Source organism: Kitasatospora sp. NPDC008050 (assembly GCF_042957465.1).
Classification (GTDB): domain Bacteria; phylum Actinomycetota; class Actinomycetes; order Streptomycetales; family Streptomycetaceae; genus Kitasatospora.
Genome location: NZ_JBIBIJ010000012.1, coordinates 165315 through 181491, shown reverse-complemented (window position 1 = coordinate 181491; position 16177 = coordinate 165315). Strand labels below are relative to the sequence as shown.

The 16177-nt window shown below is 72.8% G+C and carries 16 protein-coding genes; 8 read left to right on the top strand and 8 right to left on the bottom strand.

What is annotated here, in order from left to right; all coding sequences use genetic code 11:
• Positions 1–15: 15 nt before the first annotated feature.
• From ACFZB9_RS24010 to lpdA, 4 genes are all read left to right on the top strand, one after another.
• Entirely contained in the window at positions 16–1050 is a 1035-nt protein-coding gene (locus tag ACFZB9_RS24010) for a pseudouridine synthase (protein ID WP_391450268.1), read from the top strand.
• Positions 1047–1751, top strand: a complete 705-nt coding sequence (locus tag ACFZB9_RS24005) for a pyridoxal 5'-phosphate synthase (RefSeq protein ID WP_391450267.1) — start codon at positions 1047–1049, stop codon at positions 1749–1751. Before ACFZB9_RS24010 ends, ACFZB9_RS24005 begins: the two co-directional genes overlap by 4 nt.
• A gap of 214 nt (positions 1752–1965) precedes the next feature.
• Positions 1966–2943: an alpha/beta fold hydrolase gene (locus tag ACFZB9_RS24000; protein ID WP_391450266.1), complete on the top strand. Its 978-nt coding sequence runs from the start codon at positions 1966–1968 to the stop codon at positions 2941–2943.
• Between the two features lie 157 nt (positions 2944–3100).
• Positions 3101–4510, top strand: coding sequence for a dihydrolipoyl dehydrogenase (lpdA, locus tag ACFZB9_RS23995; protein ID WP_391450264.1), 1410 nt, complete (start codon positions 3101–3103; stop codon positions 4508–4510).
• Between the two features lie 79 nt (positions 4511–4589).
• Here the strand turns inward: lpdA and ACFZB9_RS23990 are convergent, their stop codons facing one another.
• The 4 genes from ACFZB9_RS23990 to ACFZB9_RS23975 all read right to left on the bottom strand — a co-directional run bounded on the left by ACFZB9_RS23990 (position 4590) and on the right by ACFZB9_RS23975 (position 10603).
• Positions 4590–7562: an SGNH hydrolase domain-containing protein gene (locus tag ACFZB9_RS23990; protein ID WP_391450262.1), complete on the bottom strand. Its 2973-nt coding sequence runs from the start codon at positions 7560–7562 to the stop codon at positions 4590–4592.
• Positions 7563–7576: 14 nt separating this feature from the next.
• Positions 7577–9298, bottom strand: a complete 1722-nt coding sequence (locus tag ACFZB9_RS23985; RefSeq protein ID WP_391450261.1) for a glycosyltransferase family 2 protein — start codon at positions 9296–9298, stop codon at positions 7577–7579.
• Between the two features lie 176 nt (positions 9299–9474).
• Positions 9475–9819: a rodlet layer protein gene (locus ACFZB9_RS23980; protein ID WP_391450259.1), complete on the bottom strand. Its 345-nt coding sequence runs from the start codon at positions 9817–9819 to the stop codon at positions 9475–9477.
• A gap of 154 nt (positions 9820–9973) precedes the next feature.
• The gene (locus tag ACFZB9_RS23975) at positions 9974–10603 is read right to left on the bottom strand and encodes a TetR family transcriptional regulator (RefSeq protein ID WP_391450257.1); all 630 of its coding nucleotides are present in this window, start codon (positions 10601–10603) and stop codon (positions 9974–9976) included.
• Positions 10604–10735: 132 nt separating this feature from the next.
• Here ACFZB9_RS23975 and ACFZB9_RS23970 point away from each other — a divergent pair, with 132 nt between their 5' ends.
• Together ACFZB9_RS23970 and ACFZB9_RS23965 are read left to right on the top strand one after the other, a co-directional pair.
• Complete coding sequence (locus tag ACFZB9_RS23970) at positions 10736–10891, top strand: hypothetical protein (protein ID WP_391450255.1); 156 nt, start codon at positions 10736–10738, stop codon at positions 10889–10891.
• A 53-nt stretch (positions 10892–10944) separates the two neighbouring features.
• Complete coding sequence (locus tag ACFZB9_RS23965; protein ID WP_391450253.1) at positions 10945–11196, top strand: DUF4190 domain-containing protein; 252 nt, start codon at positions 10945–10947, stop codon at positions 11194–11196.
• A 64-nt stretch (positions 11197–11260) separates the two neighbouring features.
• On the opposite strand, the gene ACFZB9_RS23960 is transcribed toward ACFZB9_RS23965, so the two are convergent.
• The 3 genes from ACFZB9_RS23960 to ACFZB9_RS23950 all read right to left on the bottom strand — a co-directional run bounded on the left by ACFZB9_RS23960 (position 11261) and on the right by ACFZB9_RS23950 (position 13239).
• Positions 11261–12043 (bottom strand): SGNH/GDSL hydrolase family protein, encoded by a 783-nt coding sequence (locus tag ACFZB9_RS23960; RefSeq protein WP_391450251.1) that lies wholly within the window; start codon positions 12041–12043, stop codon positions 11261–11263.
• 120 nt (positions 12044–12163) lie between these two features.
• Complete coding sequence (locus ACFZB9_RS23955) at positions 12164–12895, bottom strand: YoaK family protein (protein ID WP_391450249.1); 732 nt, start codon at positions 12893–12895, stop codon at positions 12164–12166.
• Positions 12896–12954: 59 nt separating this feature from the next.
• Complete coding sequence (locus ACFZB9_RS23950; protein WP_391450247.1) at positions 12955–13239, bottom strand: DUF427 domain-containing protein; 285 nt, start codon at positions 13237–13239, stop codon at positions 12955–12957.
• Positions 13240–13486: 247 nt separating this feature from the next.
• On the opposite strand from ACFZB9_RS23950, the gene ACFZB9_RS23945 reads away from it, so the two are divergent.
• The gene (locus ACFZB9_RS23945) at positions 13487–13672 is read left to right on the top strand and encodes a hypothetical protein (protein WP_391450246.1); all 186 of its coding nucleotides are present in this window, start codon (positions 13487–13489) and stop codon (positions 13670–13672) included.
• A 33-nt stretch (positions 13673–13705) separates the two neighbouring features.
• Here the strand turns inward: ACFZB9_RS23945 and ACFZB9_RS23940 are convergent, their stop codons facing one another.
• Positions 13706–14554 carry a hypothetical protein gene (locus ACFZB9_RS23940; RefSeq protein ID WP_391450244.1) on the bottom strand — a complete coding sequence of 283 codons (849 nt, stop codon included), beginning with the start codon at positions 14552–14554 and terminating at the stop codon, positions 13706–13708.
• Positions 14555–15176: 622 nt separating this feature from the next.
• Between ACFZB9_RS23940 and ACFZB9_RS23935 the strand changes: the two genes are divergently transcribed.
• Entirely contained in the window at positions 15177–16013 is an 837-nt protein-coding gene (locus ACFZB9_RS23935) for an SDR family NAD(P)-dependent oxidoreductase (protein WP_391450242.1), read from the top strand.
• The last annotated feature ends 164 nt before the right edge of the window (positions 16014–16177 follow it).

The following is a 16177-nucleotide window of genomic DNA, read 5'->3' as shown; positions in this document are numbered from 1 at the left end:
CGTAGGCTTGCCGGAATGAGACGCAGGACGAAGCCGGTGCCCGCCCCCCTGCCGCAGCGGCACGGCGTGGATCCGGTGCGGGTGCGACTGCCGGCCGAGGGCCCCTGGGCGACGGTGGCCGAGTACCTGGCGCACCGGCTGCCGGACCAGGTCGCGGACCGGCTGGCGCAGATGCTGCGGTCCGGCGAGATCATCGGGGCGGACGGGCCGGTCGGCCCCGACACCCGGTTCCGGCCCGGCACCAGTGTCTGGTTCCACCGTGACCTGCCGCCCGAGGTGCCGGTGCCCTTCGAGCTGGCGGTGATCCACCGGGACGAGCACCTGGTGGTGGTCGACAAACCGCACTTCCTGGCCACCACCCCGCGCGGCAGCCATGTGGTGCAGACCGCGCTCTCCCGGCTGCGCCACGAGCTCGACCTGCCGGAGCTCAGCCCCGCGCACCGGCTGGACCGGCTGACGGCCGGACTGGTCATGTTCGTCGCCGATCCGCAGGCCCGCGGTGCCTACCAGACGCTCTTCCGGGACCGCCTGGTCACCAAGGAGTACGAGGCCGTCGCGCGCCACGACCCTCGGGTGGCGCTGCCCCGCACGGTGCGCAACCGGATCGTCAAGGAGCGCGGGGTGATCGCGGCCCGTGAGGAGGACGGGCCGGTGAACGCCGAGAGCCGGATCGAGCTGATCGAGCACCGCGGCGGGCTGGCCCGCTACCGGCTGACCCCGTTGACCGGGCGGACCCACCAGCTGCGGCTGCACATGAGCGGGCTCGGACTGCCGATCCTCGGCGATCCGGTCTACCCGGAGGTCCTGCCCGAGGCGGCGCCGGACGACTTTCGCCGGCCGCTGCAACTGCTGGCGGCCACGCTCGCGTTCACCGATCCGCTGAGCGGGCAGCCGGTGCGGCTGCGCTCGCGGCGGGTGCTGGCGGCCTGGGCGGAACAGGCCTGGGCGGCGCAGCCGTGGGCGGAACAGTCGTGGGCGGACCAGAGCACGCACCAGGACACGGACCAGAGCACGGACCAGGACACGGACCAGGCAGAGGCGGGGGCATGACCACCGAGCAGAGCGCACCGACACCCGAACAGCGCCTCACGACACTGCGCGAGCTGCTGATCCACCGGCCGCCGATGGCGCGCGAGCTGCCCGCCTTCGAGGTCGCACAGGCACCGGCCGACCCGGCGGAGCTGTTCGTGGACTGGCTGTTGGCGGCGATGCGCGGCGGTGTCCCGGACGCGCAGGTGCTCACGCTCGGCACGGCCGGGCTCGACGGCACCCCGGACGCGCGGATCGTGACCCTGCGCGACGTGGACCCGGCGAACGGCGAGTGGTGGTTCTGGGGAGAGCTGCACAGTGCCAAGGGGCGCCAGCTCGCGGCCGACCCGCGGGCGGCGCTCACCTGGTACTGGCCGGCGCTCGGACGTCAGGTCCGAGTGCGCGGAGCCGTGCGGGCCGGGAGCGTGGCGGCGGCGGGTGAGACCTTCCGGCTGCTGAGCCCCAAGTCGCGGGCGGCATCGCTGGTGGGCCGGCAGAGCGAACCGCTGGAGGAGGTGGCGCAGTTCCGGGCGGCCTGGGCGGCGGCGGAGCGCGAGCTGGCGGCCGATCAGGGGATCGTCGCGGCGGGCTACACGCAGTACGCGGTGCGGGCCGAGGAGGTCGAGTTCTGGCAGGGCGCGGACGACCGGCGCCATGTGCGCCTGGCGTACCGCAGGCCGGCCGGCACGGGGGAGTGGACCCGAGGAGTGCTCTGGCCGTAGGGCTCCCGGTGCCGCCCATGCCGCCCATGCCGCCCGTGCCGCCCATGCCGCCCATGCCGCCCGTGCCGCCCGTGCCGCCCGTGCCTCCGGTGCCTCCCGTGGCGATCTTGGCGACGACTCTCGGCCAGAGCCGGTGGTGATGGCCGAAGCGGCCCTGCTGGCCGTCGAGTTGGCTGGCTAGGCTGAGGCCGAACCCGCCTACCGAGGAGTCATCGTGGTCCATGCGGTCAAGCACAGCCAGGTCGAGGTCAACGGCATCCGCCTGCATGTCGCCGAGCAGGGCGAGGGGCCACTGGTCCTGTTGCTGCACGGCTTCCCGGAGAGCTGGTACTCCTGGCGCCACCAGTTCGCGCCGCTGGCTGCGGCCGGGTACCGGGTGGTGGCGCCCGACCAGCGCGGGTACGCCCGCAGTGAGCGGCCGCTGGACGTCGGCTCCTACACCCTGCCGCATCTGGTCGGCGACGTGGTCGGGTTGATCGAGGCGCTCGGGGCCGACCAGGCCGTGGTGGTGGGGCACGACTGGGGCGCGCCGGTGGCCTGGGCCAGTGCGATGCTGCGGCCCGATCTGGTGCGCGCGGTCGCGGGCCTGAGCGTGCCGCCGCGACTGCCGGCCGGGATCGGCCCGCTGGCGGCCTCCCGGCACGTCTACGGCGACGGCTTCTATCAGAACTACTTCCAGCGGCCGGGCGTCGCCGACGCCGAGCTGGCGCGGGACCTGCGGGCGACCTTCCGCGCCACGCTGTTCGGCGTCTCGGGCGACAACCCCGAGCAGCCGAGCCCGTGGATCATCCCCGAGGGCCGCACGCTGCTCGACACCCTGCCCGACCCGAAGGAACTGCCCGGCTGGCTCACCGAGGAGGACATCGAGGCCTTCGCCGCCGATTACGCCGGGCACGGCGAGCACGCCTTCACGGGACCGCTGAACTGGTACCGCAACATCGACCGCAACCAGGAGCTGATGGCGGCCTTCCGGGGCCTTGGCATCACCGTTCCCGCGCTCTTCGTCATGGGCGATCGCGACATGGTCGGCGTGCTGCGCGGGGTGGACACGGTGATCGCGGCGCTGCCGACCGTCGTTCCCCGACTGTTCCGCAGCGTCACGCTGCCGGGCTGCGGTCACTGGACCCAGCAGGAGCGGCCGGCGGAGGTCAACCGCGAGCTGCTGGACTTCCTCGCCCACCTCGACGCCTAGCCGCACCGGCCCGAGGCCCGCACAAGGCCCCGAGGCCCGCACAAGCCCCCGGGGACCGGCCGCGCGCTCGCGCGGCAGGCGGGCGTGGCCGGTCCCAAGGGGTGGGAATACAGTCGGGTGCGTCAGCGTCTTATCCGACCATGCCGGAACGAGGATCATGAGCACCACGCATTACGACGTCGTCGTCCTGGGAGCGGGCCCGGGCGGGTACACCGCTGCCGTCCGTTCCGCCCAGCTCGGCCTGAAGGCGGCCGTGATCGAGGAGAAGTACTGGGGCGGGGTCTGCCTCAACGTCGGCTGCATCCCCTCCAAGGCACTGCTGCGCAACGCCGAGCTGGCCACCATCTTCACCCGCGAGGCGAAGACCTACGGCATCAAGGTCGAGGGCCAGGTCACCTTCGACTACCGCGAGGCCTACCTGCGCAGCCGCAAGGTGGCCGACGGCCGGGTGGCCGGCATCCACTACCTGATGAAGAAGAACGCGATCGACGAGTACGACGGTCGCGGCACCTTCATCGACGACCGCACCCTGCAGGTGGCGCTGAGCGCGGGCGGCTTCGCCACCGTCACCTTCGACCACGTGATCATCGCCACGGGTGCCACCACCCGCCTGCTGCCGGGCACCTCGCTCAGCGACCGGGTGGTGACCTACGAGGAGCAGATCCTCACCGACACGCTGCCGCAGAGCATCATCATCGCCGGCGCCGGCGCGATCGGCGTCGAGTTCGCCTACGTGCTGAACAGCTACGGCGTGCAGGTCACGATCGTGGAGTTCCTGGACCGGATGGTCCCGCTGGAGGACGCCGACGTCTCCGCCGAGCTGGCCAAGCAGTACAAGAAGCTCGGCATCCAGGTCCTCACCTCGACCCGGGTGGACTCGATCGACGACAGCGACCCGAACGCCAAGGTCAAGGTGACCGTCACCCGCAACGGGCAGCAGGAGGTGCTGGAGGCCGACAAGGTGCTCCAGGCGATCGGCTTCGCGCCCCGGGTCCAGGGCTACGGCCTGGAGGCCACCGGCGTGGCGCTGACCGAGCGCGGCGCGATCGCGGTGGACGGTCGCGGCCGCACCAACGTGCCGCACATCTTCGCCATCGGCGACGTGACGGCCAAGCTGATGCTGGCGCACGCGGCCGAGGCGATGGCCGTCATCGCGGCCGAGACCATCGGCGGCGTGGAGACCATGGAGGTGGACTTCGCGATGATCCCGCGGGCCACCTACTGCCAGCCGCAGGTGGCCAGCTTCGGCTACACCGAGGCGCAGGCCCGCGACCTGGGCTACGACGTCAAGGTCGCCAAGTTCCCGTTCACCGCGAACGGCAAGGCGCACGGCCTGGGCCACCCGATCGGCTTCGTCAAGGTGATCAGCGACGCCAAGTACGGTGAGCTGCTGGGCGCCCACCTGATCGGCCCCGAGGTCACCGAGCTGCTGCCCGAGCTGACGCTGGCGCAGCAGTGGGACCTGACGGTGCACGAGGTGGCCCGCAACGTGCACGCCCACCCGACCCTGGGCGAGGCGGTCAAGGAGGCCATCCACGGCCTGTCCGGGCACATGATCAACTTCTGACGCGCGAACCGGCCCGGCCGCTGACCTGGTGTCAGCGGCCGGGCCGTGCCATGCGGGTCGGTCCCGACCCGGCGGGCCGTCAGGGCCGGGTGGCAACCGTCACGTACTTCACCCGCATCGGGTGCCCCGGCTCGGTGGCCGGTGACACCGAGCCGCCGAAGGCCGCGGGCAGTCCGCCGCCGACCGCGACGTCCAGGATCAGGAAGAGCCCGTGGTGCACGGCCTTGTCCCAGGTCGCCGGGTCCATCTGGGCCGCCGTCACCCGGTGGTACTCCTTGCCGTCCAGGTACCAGCGCACCTGCTCGGGGCTGGTGGAGAAGTCCACCTCCACCGCGTAGGTGTGGAAGCCGCCCTGGCAGGCGGGGCAGGGCTGTTCACCCGAGCCCAGACCCTGCGGCTCCTGGCAGGGCCCGCCCTGGGCGGTGCCGCAGTGCATGGTGCCGAAGACCGAGCCGGCCCCGTTCACCGACTCCATCACATCCAGCTCGCCGATCCCGGGCCAGCCGGTCCAGCCGTCGCGCAGGCCCGCGCCCAGGGTCCAGAAGGCGGGCCAGTAGCCGGCCGCCGCCGGGCCGCTGACCTGGGGCAGCTGGATCGAGGCCTCGATCCGCAGCACCCCGCCGGGCGGTGGCGTGAAGTCGGTGCGCTTGGAGGTGAGACGTCCCGAACTCCACTGCCCGTTCTGCCTGGTGGGGGTGATCTCCAGGACGCCCTGGCCGTCGAGGTGGACGTTGGCGGTGGAGTCGGTCATCGTCTCCTGCTCGCCGGTGCCCCACTGGGCGGCCGGGCAGCCCGGGTAGCAGGTCCCGGTGTCGTACTGCCAGAGCTGATCCGAGGGTTCGGCGCCGGCCGGCCCCTGGAAGTCGTCACGCAGCAGCTGGGTCCAGCCGGCCTGCGGCACGGGCCCGGTGGATCCGGTGGACGGTGCGCCCTGGGCCGGTACCAGGCCGGCGTCCGTCAACAGCCGTTCCAGGCGCGGAGTGAGCACCACCGCCGCGACGTTGGTCAGATGCGCGTCGTCGCGGTAGAGCAGGATCCGCTGCAGCACCGCGGGGCAGGTGGGCCCCGAGCCCGGGCAGAGCGCCTGGTTGACCGAGACCGCCCGCACCCCGGGCTCGCGCCCGGCGGCGATCGCATCGGCCAGCGGGTCCGGCCAGTTGGCCTTGGCCCGGGGGAAGTCACAGGCGCCCGGATCGGCGGTGTGGCCCGAGACGCAGGCCGGGATGTCCTGGCCCGGGATCGGGGTGTCCGTCAGGTAGACGATCGGCACGCCCAGCGCGCGCAGCGGGGTGAGGGTCTGTTCCCAGGCCTGGGCGAGCAGCCCGCTGTCATCGGTGTAGCGGTTGAGCGAACCGACCACGATCAGCTTCGGCTTGGGCTCACGCCGCAGCCGGGCCAGGCTGTCCGCCCGCCAGCTGTCGCACTCCCGGTAGGTGCGCCCCAACTGCGGGTTGGTCACCGTCAGTTGTGGCAGCGGGCAGCCCTGTTTGACCAACTCCTCCAGCGCCCAGTGCCGTTCGGCCGCGATCGCGAGCACCGAGGAGAACCACTGGCCCGCGTGCGAGTCGCCGAGCAGCACGATCCGGTCGCTGCTCGCGGTGTTGCCGAACAGGCAGGGCGGGCTGCTGGTGGCCGCGGGGGCGACCTCGCAGGCGCCGTCCGGCGGGAAGTCCTTACGGGCCTGAGCGGGGCTCGGCACGATGCCGTGACCACTGCGGGCATCGGCCGGCAGCAGCAGTGAGCTGCCGGTCGCGGCACCCGGTGGCAGGCCCGCCAGGTCCACCGGCGTGCCGGGGCCGAGCACCCGCAGCGTGCCGGTGCCCACCACCAGCGCGAGCACCACTGGGATGATGATTGCGCTCAAGCCCAACGAGAGCCCACGGCGCGGGAGTTCATTGACCACGGGGTTGCGGCGCAGCGGCCGCTCGACCCAGCGCATGGCGGCCAGTGCGGGCAGCGCGGCGCCCGCCGTGAGGGCCACCTTGACCGGCCAGTCGAGGGTGCCGAACCGGGCCTCCACCAGCACCAGGACCGGCCAGTGCCACAGGTAGAGGTTGTAGGAGAGCCGCCCGACGGCCCGTGGGCCGGCCGTCGCCAGCAGTCGGCCAGGGCCGATGGGCCGGGTGTGCGGCGCCTCGCCCCGGCCCGGTATGCCGGCCAGGATCACCGCCGCGGCGCCGAGCGTGGGCAGCAGCGCGGCACAGCCCGGATAGGGCGTGTCGGCCGTGTACTCCACCGCCGACCAGGCGATCATCGCCGCGCCGGCCCAGCCCACCAGCGCGCGCAGCGGGCGCGGTCCGGGCAGCCGGTGCCAGGGCAGCAGCGCGAGCAGTGCGCCGACGCCGAACTGCCAGACCCGGGAGGGTGTGCCGAGGTAGGCCAGCGACACCTCGCGGTGCGTCCAGCCCAGCGCCAGCACGAAGGAGACGGCGGTGGCCAGCGCGGTGGCGGTCACCACGGTGCTCCGGATCGCCGGCCCCCGCCGCAGTTGACGATGCGTCAGAAGTACCAGCAGGGCCAGCAGCGGCGCCCAGAGCAGGTAGAACTGCTCCTCCACGGCGAGCGACCAGAAGTGCAGCAGCGGGCTGGGATCGCGACCGGCGGCCAGGTAGTCGGTCTGCTGGGCGACGAACCGCCAGTTGGCCACCGAGAGCGCCGAGGCCAGCACGTCGTACTCGAGGTCGGTGCGGCGCAGCGGCGCGGTGAGCCAGACACCCGCCAGCGCCACCACCGCCAGCACCAGCGCCGCCGAGGGCAGCAGCCGCCGGGCCCGGCGGGAGAAGAACTCGGCCAGCCGGATCCGCCCGGTGGCCACCGCCTCGCGCAGCAGCAGACCGGTGATCAGATAGCCGGAGATCACGAAGAAGACGTCCACGCCGACGAAGCCGCCGGCCAGGTGCGGCACCCCCGCGTGAAAGGCGAGGACGGCCAGCAGCGCCACGGCGCGCAGCCCCTCGATATCGGGTCGGAAGCCCGGGGTCTCGGTCCGGACGGCCCCGCTCGTCCCCGGTCCGGAGCGCGATTCGCGGGTGGAGAGAGTACTCGCAGTCACAATGGCACGTTCCTTCAGCCGAGCCAGGTCAGCATGGGGCTGACCCAGCCGGAGGCGAGCAGTGCGGTCAGGGCGAGGGCGGCGGTCACGGCCAGGCCCTCCGGCCAGCGCCGGGGCAGCACGCCGGCTCCGGCGGCGCCCGCCGTGCGGTTCGTGCGGCCGGCGCGGCCGATTCGCAGGAGCAGCGGCACGGTGCGCCGGGCCTCGCGGGCGCGGGTGGCCCGCAGTTGGGCCAACAGGTCGCGGATCAGCGGCAGGCCGATCTGGCACTGCACCACCAGGTAGAGCGCCAGGCCCCAGGTGGGCCCCCAGCCCTGCCCGGCCACGTCCAGGGCCAGGCCGACGGCGGCGGCCAGGATCGAGCCGGCCGTCCAGCCGAGCGCGACCAGCACCACCCGCCGGGCCAGTCCGCCGGGCCGGGCCGTTGCGGCGCCGGTGGGCACCCAGGCGGCGCTGCGCCCGCGCAGCGTGTGCAGGACGGCGGCGCCGGCGGCCACGCTCATCAGCACGTTGGCCCGGATCACCTCCACCCGCCAGCGGGTGCGGCTGACCCGGGGCAGCAGCACGTGCCACAGCCAGAGCGGGGCGAGCAGCGGCAGCACGTGCCAGGGCCGGATCTGCCCGGGGTAGCAGTACATCATCACCAGCGGCGGCAGCGGGGCCGCGAAGAGGTTCAGTGCCATGGTCAGGTAGCCCACGACACCCTCGTAGAAGCACAGGCGCATCCGCCAGGGCGCGCGCATCCGCTTCAGGTCACCGCTGGTGAGCAGGTGCAGGTTGCCCATCGCCCAGCGGTACTGCTGGTTGACGAAGGAGGACAGGCTGTCCGGCGAGGCTCCCTTGGCGAGCAGTACCGGCACGTAGAGGGTGCGGAAACCCCGTTCGTAGAGCGCGAGTCCGGTGTACATGTCCTCGCTGTGGTCGAGCTTGGCGAAGCCGCCGGCCGCCTCGATCGCGGTGCGCCGGTAGACGGCGTTGCTGCCGCAGCAGATGGCCGCGTCGCTGGCGTCCCTGGAGGGCTGGATCCAGCGGAAGAACCACTCCTGCGCGGAGCCGGCCGCGCGCTCGATCCAGCTCATCGAGGCGTCGGTGTCGAAGCACTGCGGGCTCTGCACGATGCCGATCGCCGGATCGGCGAAGTACGGCACCAGGTGGTGCAGGAAGTCCGCGCGCGGGGCGAAATCGGCGTCCAGGATGGCGATGTACTCGGCCTGACTGAGCGTCAGCGCGTGGTTGAGGTTGCCCGCCTTCTTCAGGGTGCCGCGGTCCGGCCGCACCACGTACCGGTAGCCGAACTCGGCTGCCAGGTCCGCGACTTCACTCCGGTCGGCGTCGTCGAGCACCCAGACGGCCAACTCGCCCGGCCAGACCGTCTGATGGACGGCGCGGTAGGCGTTCGCCAGCACCTCCAGCGGCTCGCCGCAGGTGGGCAGGTAGAGGTCGACGCTCGGTGCCTCGGCCGGTTGCCAGGCCCGCAGCAGCACCTCGTGCGACTGCCGGGTGAGCCGGCGCTGGCGCAGGCTGTTGAACGAGGAGAGGGCGAGTGCCAGCACGTTGAGCGCCAGCACCGCGAGGAAGGCCCAGAGCGCGGGTGTGCGCAGGGCGAAGGTGAGCATGGTCGCCGCCGTGAGTACGAAGGCGAGAGAGGTGCAGAGCAGGACCCACCGGCGTTGCGGACCGAAGTACCAGTACAGCTCCTGGTCGTTCGGTGGTGCCGGAAGGTGATGGACAGTCATAGGGCCCCCACAGCCGTGTCGACAGCTTCCGGGGACCACAGTAGCGGATTGGTATAGACCACTGTGACGTGGCAGGTGAACAGCGTGCAACGATCACGGTGGTCGGGAACGGCAACAGCCCCCACCGTCGGGGTGGGGGCTGCGGGGTGGTGCCGACCGAGCTGGGCGTGGGGTGCTCAGCCGATCGCGTGCGAGAGCAGTGCGCCGTCGCCGTTGCCCTGAGTGGTCTGGCCCACGTTGCAGATCTGGTGCTGCTGCTGGTTGGCGATCGGGACGTCCACCTGGACCGGGACCAGCACGCCGACCTGCACGTGGTGGACCTCGGGCAGGCAGAGGTTGGTGTTGTCCAGGGTGTGGTACGCCGCGCTGTGGTTGCCGTGGGTGCCGTCGTTGTTGGTGCCCCCGTCGCCGGAGATCGAGGCGGCCGAGCCGTCGGCGTTGCCGATGGCCATCGCCGGGGAGGCCAGTGCGGCCAGCGACGCGACGGCGATACCAGTGCTCGCCAGAGCCTTCTTGAGCATGGGTGATTTCCTCTCGACAGGACCGGCGGGCGGCGAACCCACCGCGGCGCCGGCATTGGTGCGACGTCGCGTTCAACGCGCTGACCTGCGTGAGGACACTGCCCGGCGGCCGGACTCACCCGTCCGGAGTGAGCCGGGCACCGTGCGCGAGGGGTCAGTGGGCCGGCCAGTGCCGGCGGCCCAGGCTGATCAGCCGCAGCTGGTCGCGGGCGAGGGCGGCGATCCGGCGCTCGGCGGCGGGGGAGTTGGCGGGGGCCTCCAGGAGCGCTGCGGCCGTGGCCACCAGGTGCTCGACATAGAGCCCGGCGAGCATCCGCAGGTCGGCGGCGCGCCAACCGGCGCTCTGCGGCTGGGTGCCGAGCGCCGCGGCGGTCTCGTCGGTGAAAGCCGCCAGCTCCGCCGCGATCGCCTCGCGCACCCGCCGCACCCCGCCGTGCCGCTCGCGCGCCAGGAAGCGGATGTGGGCCCGGTGTTCGCGGACGTGCCGGGCGACCACCGCGATCGCCCCGTCGATCACCTGCTCGGCATCCCCCTGGCTGGCCAGGATCGTTCGGATCATCAGGTGCAGGCTCTGCAGCGACTCGGTGACCAGGACCACGCCGAGTTCGTCCAGGTCGCGGAAGTGGCGGTAGAAGCCGGCGGGGGAGAGTCCGGCCTCCCGGGTCACCTCCCGTACGCCGAGTCCGCTGAGGTTCTGATGCTCCAGCAGTCGCAGCCCGGCGTCGAGCAGTGCGCGGCGGCTCTGCTCCTTCTGGGCGGCTCTGGTTCCGGGGGTGTGACTCACATCATTCAGTAAACAACTGTTTGCCGAGCTGCGCCAGCGTAGAGTGGAGATGTCGGCGAACACTTGTTAGCTCAAATCGCCGATGGTCTGCCGGGTCACCGGTCGGACGCCCTGCCAGCCGAAGGGTCGATCATGTTCTTCTTCATCGCGCTCGCCGCCGCGGGGGTCCTGCTGGGCGCCGCCGCGCACACCACTCTGCCGCAGTTCCTGCTCGCCGGTGCGGTCATCGGCGCCTGGCTGCTGGCCTTCGGTGTCCGCGAGGGCGCCGGTTGGCTGCGCCACCGCTGACCCGCCCGACTCGCCGCGAATCCAGCCCTGTTCGTCCCAGAAGGGGGACTCCCATGAACGCCCGGACGCTGACCCGGGAGGCCGACGGGATGGCCGTCGCCTCGTTCGTCCTCGGCCTGATCGGCCTGCTGATGTTCAACCTCGTCTTCGGACCGCTCGCGCTGGTCCTCGGCTCGCTCGCGCTGGTGCGCGGCACCGCCCGCCGCGGCCGCGTGCTGCTCGGCCTCACCCTCGGCGCGGCCGACCTCGCCGTGCTCGCCGCCGAACTCGTCAGCAGCCACGGCGCACTGTGGAACGTGGGCTGACGTTCCATCGGCTGACGGCAGCGGCCCGGCTCCCCCTCGATGGGGGAGGCCGGGCCGCAGTCGTTCACAGCGGCAGCAGGTCGGGCCGCTTGGCCTCGACGTGGTCGCCCGAGGACTCGCCGCGCAGCCGCCGGCCGACCCAGGGCAGCAGGTAGTCCCGCGCCCACTGCAGGTTCTCCCGGCGCTGTTCGGCGGCGGTGTGCGACTCCTCGGCGGGCCACGGCGCGGCCGGGTCCTCCTCGGTCGCCAGGCCCAGGGCCCGGGCCGCGAGCAGCGCCACCCGCTGGTGGCCCTCGGGGGACAGGTGCAGCCGGTCCTCGCTCCAGGCCTGCCGGCTCTGCAGCGTGCGCAGCGACCAGAGGTCGGCCACCGCACAGTCGTTGCGGTCCGCGATCGCCCGCAGGTGCACGTTGTACGTCGCGATCTTGCCGCGCAGGTGCTTGAGCACCGGCATGCTGCGGGTGTCGAAGCCGGTGGAGATCAGCACCGTGCCCGCCGATTCGCGCAGCCGCACGACGGCTGCCTCGAAGCGCTCGGCGACCAGGTCCGGGTCGGCGCCCGGACGCAGGATGTCGTTGCCGCCGGCCACGAAGGTCACCAGGTCGGGCTGGATCCGCTGGACCTGGGGCACCTGCTCGGCGACGATCTGGTCGAGCAGCCGGCCGCGCACCGCGAGGTTCGCGTACCGGAATTCGCCCTCGGGCCGCCCCGCCGCCAGCATCCAGGCCAGCCGGTCGGCCCAGCCCGCGAAGGTGCCGTCGGGGGACGGGTCGTTCAGGCCCTCGGTGAAGCTGTCGCCGAGGGCTACGTAGGAGTTGAGGTCAAGGATCTCCAGATGGTCAGCCATGGGATGAGATACTTCACTGTCTCAAGTGACCTACGCCACCGTAGGTGCGGGGTGGCGGAGCGTGACATTGGCCACCCGGCCGACGGGAATATCGGACCGCCCGCCGGATACCGGCTGGTCTCAGGCCGGCCGGGTCCAGCCGGCCCCCGAGCCGACCGAGCGCAGCGCCGCCACCGCGACCGCCGCCGCCAGCGCCGCGGGCACCGCCAGTGAGGCCGACTGGCTGGTGTGCAGCACCAACAGCCCGCCGGCCACGGCGCCCAGGGCCAGGGTGAGCACGGAGAGCAGCCGCCGCCCGGTCGGCTCGCCCCAGCGCCCCGCGTCCTCGGGCGCGGCGAAGATGCCGGTGAGGGTCCGGGTCAGCACGGTGGTGGTCAGGTCGGGGACGGCGAGCACGGCCACGGTCGCGTTCTGGATGCCCATCCCGACGGCCGCCACGGCGATGGCGAGATAGCGGGAGCTGTTCGACTGGGTGAGCGTGACCACCGGCTGCACCGCGAGGAGCACCGCCGCGGCCGCCACCAGCAGCGTCTCGGCCGCCGTCGCGCGCAGCAGCGCCTGCCCGCGGTGCGGCACGCCCGCCAGCAGCCGGCCGCCCAGGAAGGCACCGCAGGCGAAGGCGGTCAGCGCGGTCAGCGAGGCGGCGAGCGAGAATCCGGGGGCGCCGGCCAGTGCGAAGCCGAGGAAGACCACGTTGCCGGTCATGTTGGCGACGAAGACATGACCCAGCGTCAGATAGCTGACCGCGTCGATCATTCCGCTGACCACGGTGAGCACGAGCAGCAGCGGCGGCAGCGGACCGTGCCGACCGCCGGGCAGCGGCACGGCGGTCCGCCAGGCACCGCGCGCCACCGCTCGCGCCCGATGCCAGGGGTGCTCGGCCGGCCGCGGGCCGTCCGGCTCGCCGCGGGTCAGGGACGGACCTCCACCCCGTGCCAGAACGCCACCCGGCCGCGGATCTGCTCCGCCTCCGGCTTGGGGTCGGGGTAGTACCAGACGGCGTCCTCGTTCCGCTCGCCGTCCACCAGCAGGGTGTAGTAGCTCGCGGTGCCCTTCCACGGGCAGTACGAGGTGGTCCCGGAGGGGACCAGGTAGTGGGCCGGCACGGCGGACAACGGGAAGTAGTGGTTCTGCTCGACGACCACGGTGTCCTCGCTCTCGGCGATCACCTGGCCGTTCCAGTACGCGGTGGGCATGGCGGCTCCTTTCGTACGGTCACTGCACGGTGGCTGCGGTCCAGGGTAGACCGGCGGGCGGCCCGCCGGGAGCAGGCGGGTTACGGGTGGTCACCCGGACGGGACGGCGCTGCGGCCGGTCGCCGCAGGGGCGGCTGGGCCCCGCGGGTGATCGGCCCCGGCGATGGTGTGACGGGCGGTTACCGGCCCGGCGGGATGGCGACACTGCCCTCAGGCCGTTCGCTCACGATCGGAAGAGGTGGCCGCCATGACGCTGACCCTGCTCCTGCTGACCGTTCCGCCGCTACTCGCCCTGCTGCTCTGCCTGACCGACCCCGCGCGCTCCCGCGAGACGGCTTCCCGGCTGGCCCGCCGCCACCGGCGCCGGGCCCGCGGACGGCACGCGGCACCGTCCGCGCGCCGGGCCGAGGCCGCGCTGAGCCGGCTGGCCTGAGCTGTCCTGACGAAACGTCAATTCAGCACCGTGTCATGCCAGGGCGGGTCGGGCGAGCAGTGAGGTGACGCAGAGGCTGGTCTCCGCCGCCGACCCGACGAACGGCAGCCGCAGCCGGCGCAGCGAGTAGTGGTAGGCCTCGCGTTCCCGGGCGTCGGCGAAGTGCCGCTGGTGCAGCGGGGTCGGGTCGGGCCGGGTGACGGTCAGGCGGTGGTCGGCCAGGCAGCGGGCGATCTCCTCGGTGGGCTGGCCGTAGAGCGGCCAGCCCAGTACCACCGGCGGGGTGCTCTGCAGCGCGAGGACCCGCTCCAGGGTCGCGATGCCCAGGTAGCTGAACGCCCCGGTGGCCAGCACCAGATCGGCGCCGGCGAGCACGAGCTGGTCGGCCGGGGTGGGGTCGTACCGCTCCAGGTCGGTGTTGACGGCGGCGTCGAGCAGACCGGCGGCCAGCGCGTACTCGGTGGCCGGTCGCGAGACGTCCAGGCCCACCACGGTCAGCTCGGTGTCCCGCGCCCTGGCCCGCAGGAAGGCGGCGTCCCGGCTGACGGCCTCGTCGGTGACCGTGGCCGACTCCGCCGGGTCGGGGGCGGTCGCGGCCGCCGACGCGGTCCGGGCGGGGTGCAGTGGGTAGCGCCGGGCGAAGGTCGCGAAGTCGACCCCGAACTTGAGCAGCGCGCTGTTGATCCCGTAGCCGCAGGCCAGGTCCAGGACCTTCAGCCGCCGACGTCCGGTGCGCCGGCGCAGCTCCGCGATGGTGCCGGGCAGCAGTCGGCGGGCGAAGTCGGGGGAGCGGTAGCGCAGCGGCGCCAGTTGACGGAAGTAGCCGCCCGGGAGCGGCTGCTGGTAGAGCGATTCGAACGAATGCTTGGCGAAGATCCTCACGCGGCCTCCTGGATCTGGCGCCCGTCGCCGAGGCGGCGAGGGCTGGACCTGATGGCCGGTCAATTTTGACATGGGCAGGGCGGCCGGGGGCATCGGCACTCCGGACCGTCGTGTAACTCGACCGGAACCGATCCGGAACCCGGGGGAAACCCGGCGCCGGCCCCCGTGCCGAGGTGTGGGCGGGGATCGGCGGGCCGTGACGTGGCTCGGGAGCGGCGTGCGCGACCGGCGCGCGACCGGCTCGTGCCCTGTCAAGGATTCATCAGCGCGAGTGAACGCGCTTGCCCCGGGCGATCCGGTTGGCTTGAATGAGCGTCATGAACAGCCCGACCCGCTATCACGACCGACCGCCGCATCCGCGCGCGGGTCTGGCCGGTGCGGCTGTTCGCGCACCGCGGTAGTGCTGCCTCCCCGTAGCTGAGCCTGGTCGCGCTGCGGGTGGGCCCTCCGGCCCACCCGCGCCTCCTTTTCACACCCCGCTCCGACCCGACGTGTTCCGACACCGGGACGGAGCGGCGTTCTCCCGCGCACTTCGCGCGCCAACTCCCGCCCGCCCGGCCCCCGGTGCGCCACCACGCGCCCCGGCACCCCGGGCGGTGCCCAGCACACCCTTGGATGGGTCATGTCCGCAGTCCTGAACCCCTCGTCCTCGCTCTCCGGCAGGACCGCCCTGGTCACCGGCGCCTCCTCCGGTATCGGCTGGCAGACCGCCCGACTTCTCGCCCAGCACGGCGCCACCGTGCTGGTGCACGCGCGCACCGCCGAGGAGGGCGAACGAGCCCTCGACCAGCTGGTCGAGGCGGGTGCCTCGCGCGATCAACTGCGCGTCCTCGCCGCCGACTTCACCCGACTCGCCGATGTCGCCGTGCTGGCCGGCGCGGTGGCCACCACCGTCCCGGCGCTCGACCTGCTGGTCAACAACGCCGCCGTGATGGCCCCCGAGCGCTGCACGCTCTCCGAGGACGGCAACGAGGTCTCCTTCCAGGTCAACTTCCTGGCCGCCGCGCTGCTCGCCAAGCTGCTGCGGGCCCCGCTCACGGCCGCCGACGGCCGGGCCCGGATCGTCAACGTCTCCTCTTCGCTGCACCGCACCGCCTCGATGAACTGGAACGACCCCAACCGGACCAGGAAGTACTCCCGGGTCGCCGCCTACGCCCAGTCCCAGCTCGCCCTGACCATGGCCACCGGCGACATGGCCCCCGAGGGCTCGGGCATCACCGCCGTCAGCGTCAACCCGGGCCTGTGCGACACCGCGCTGCTTCCGCTCTACGGCCGGGTGGGCGCACCCGCCGCCGACGGCGGGGCGGCCGTGGTGCGGCTGTGCCTGCCGGAGTTCCGGCTCACCCACGGCGCCTACTACGACGGCGGCGACATCGCCCCCACCGCCCAGTCCGCGCAGGAGGAGCGTTCGCAGCGCCGCCTGGCCAAGCTCACCGAACAGCTGGTCACCCGGGCTTGAACTGCCCGCCACCACCGCCATCCGGCACAGTCGCACTCACCACAGAGAGAAGCACCACGCACATGTCCAAGCGAGCACGCAAGAAGCGGGCCCGGCGCAAGAAGAAGGCCAACCACGGCCGTAAGGCCAACCAGTAACAACGACCGAGCCACCCGGCGCCGAGT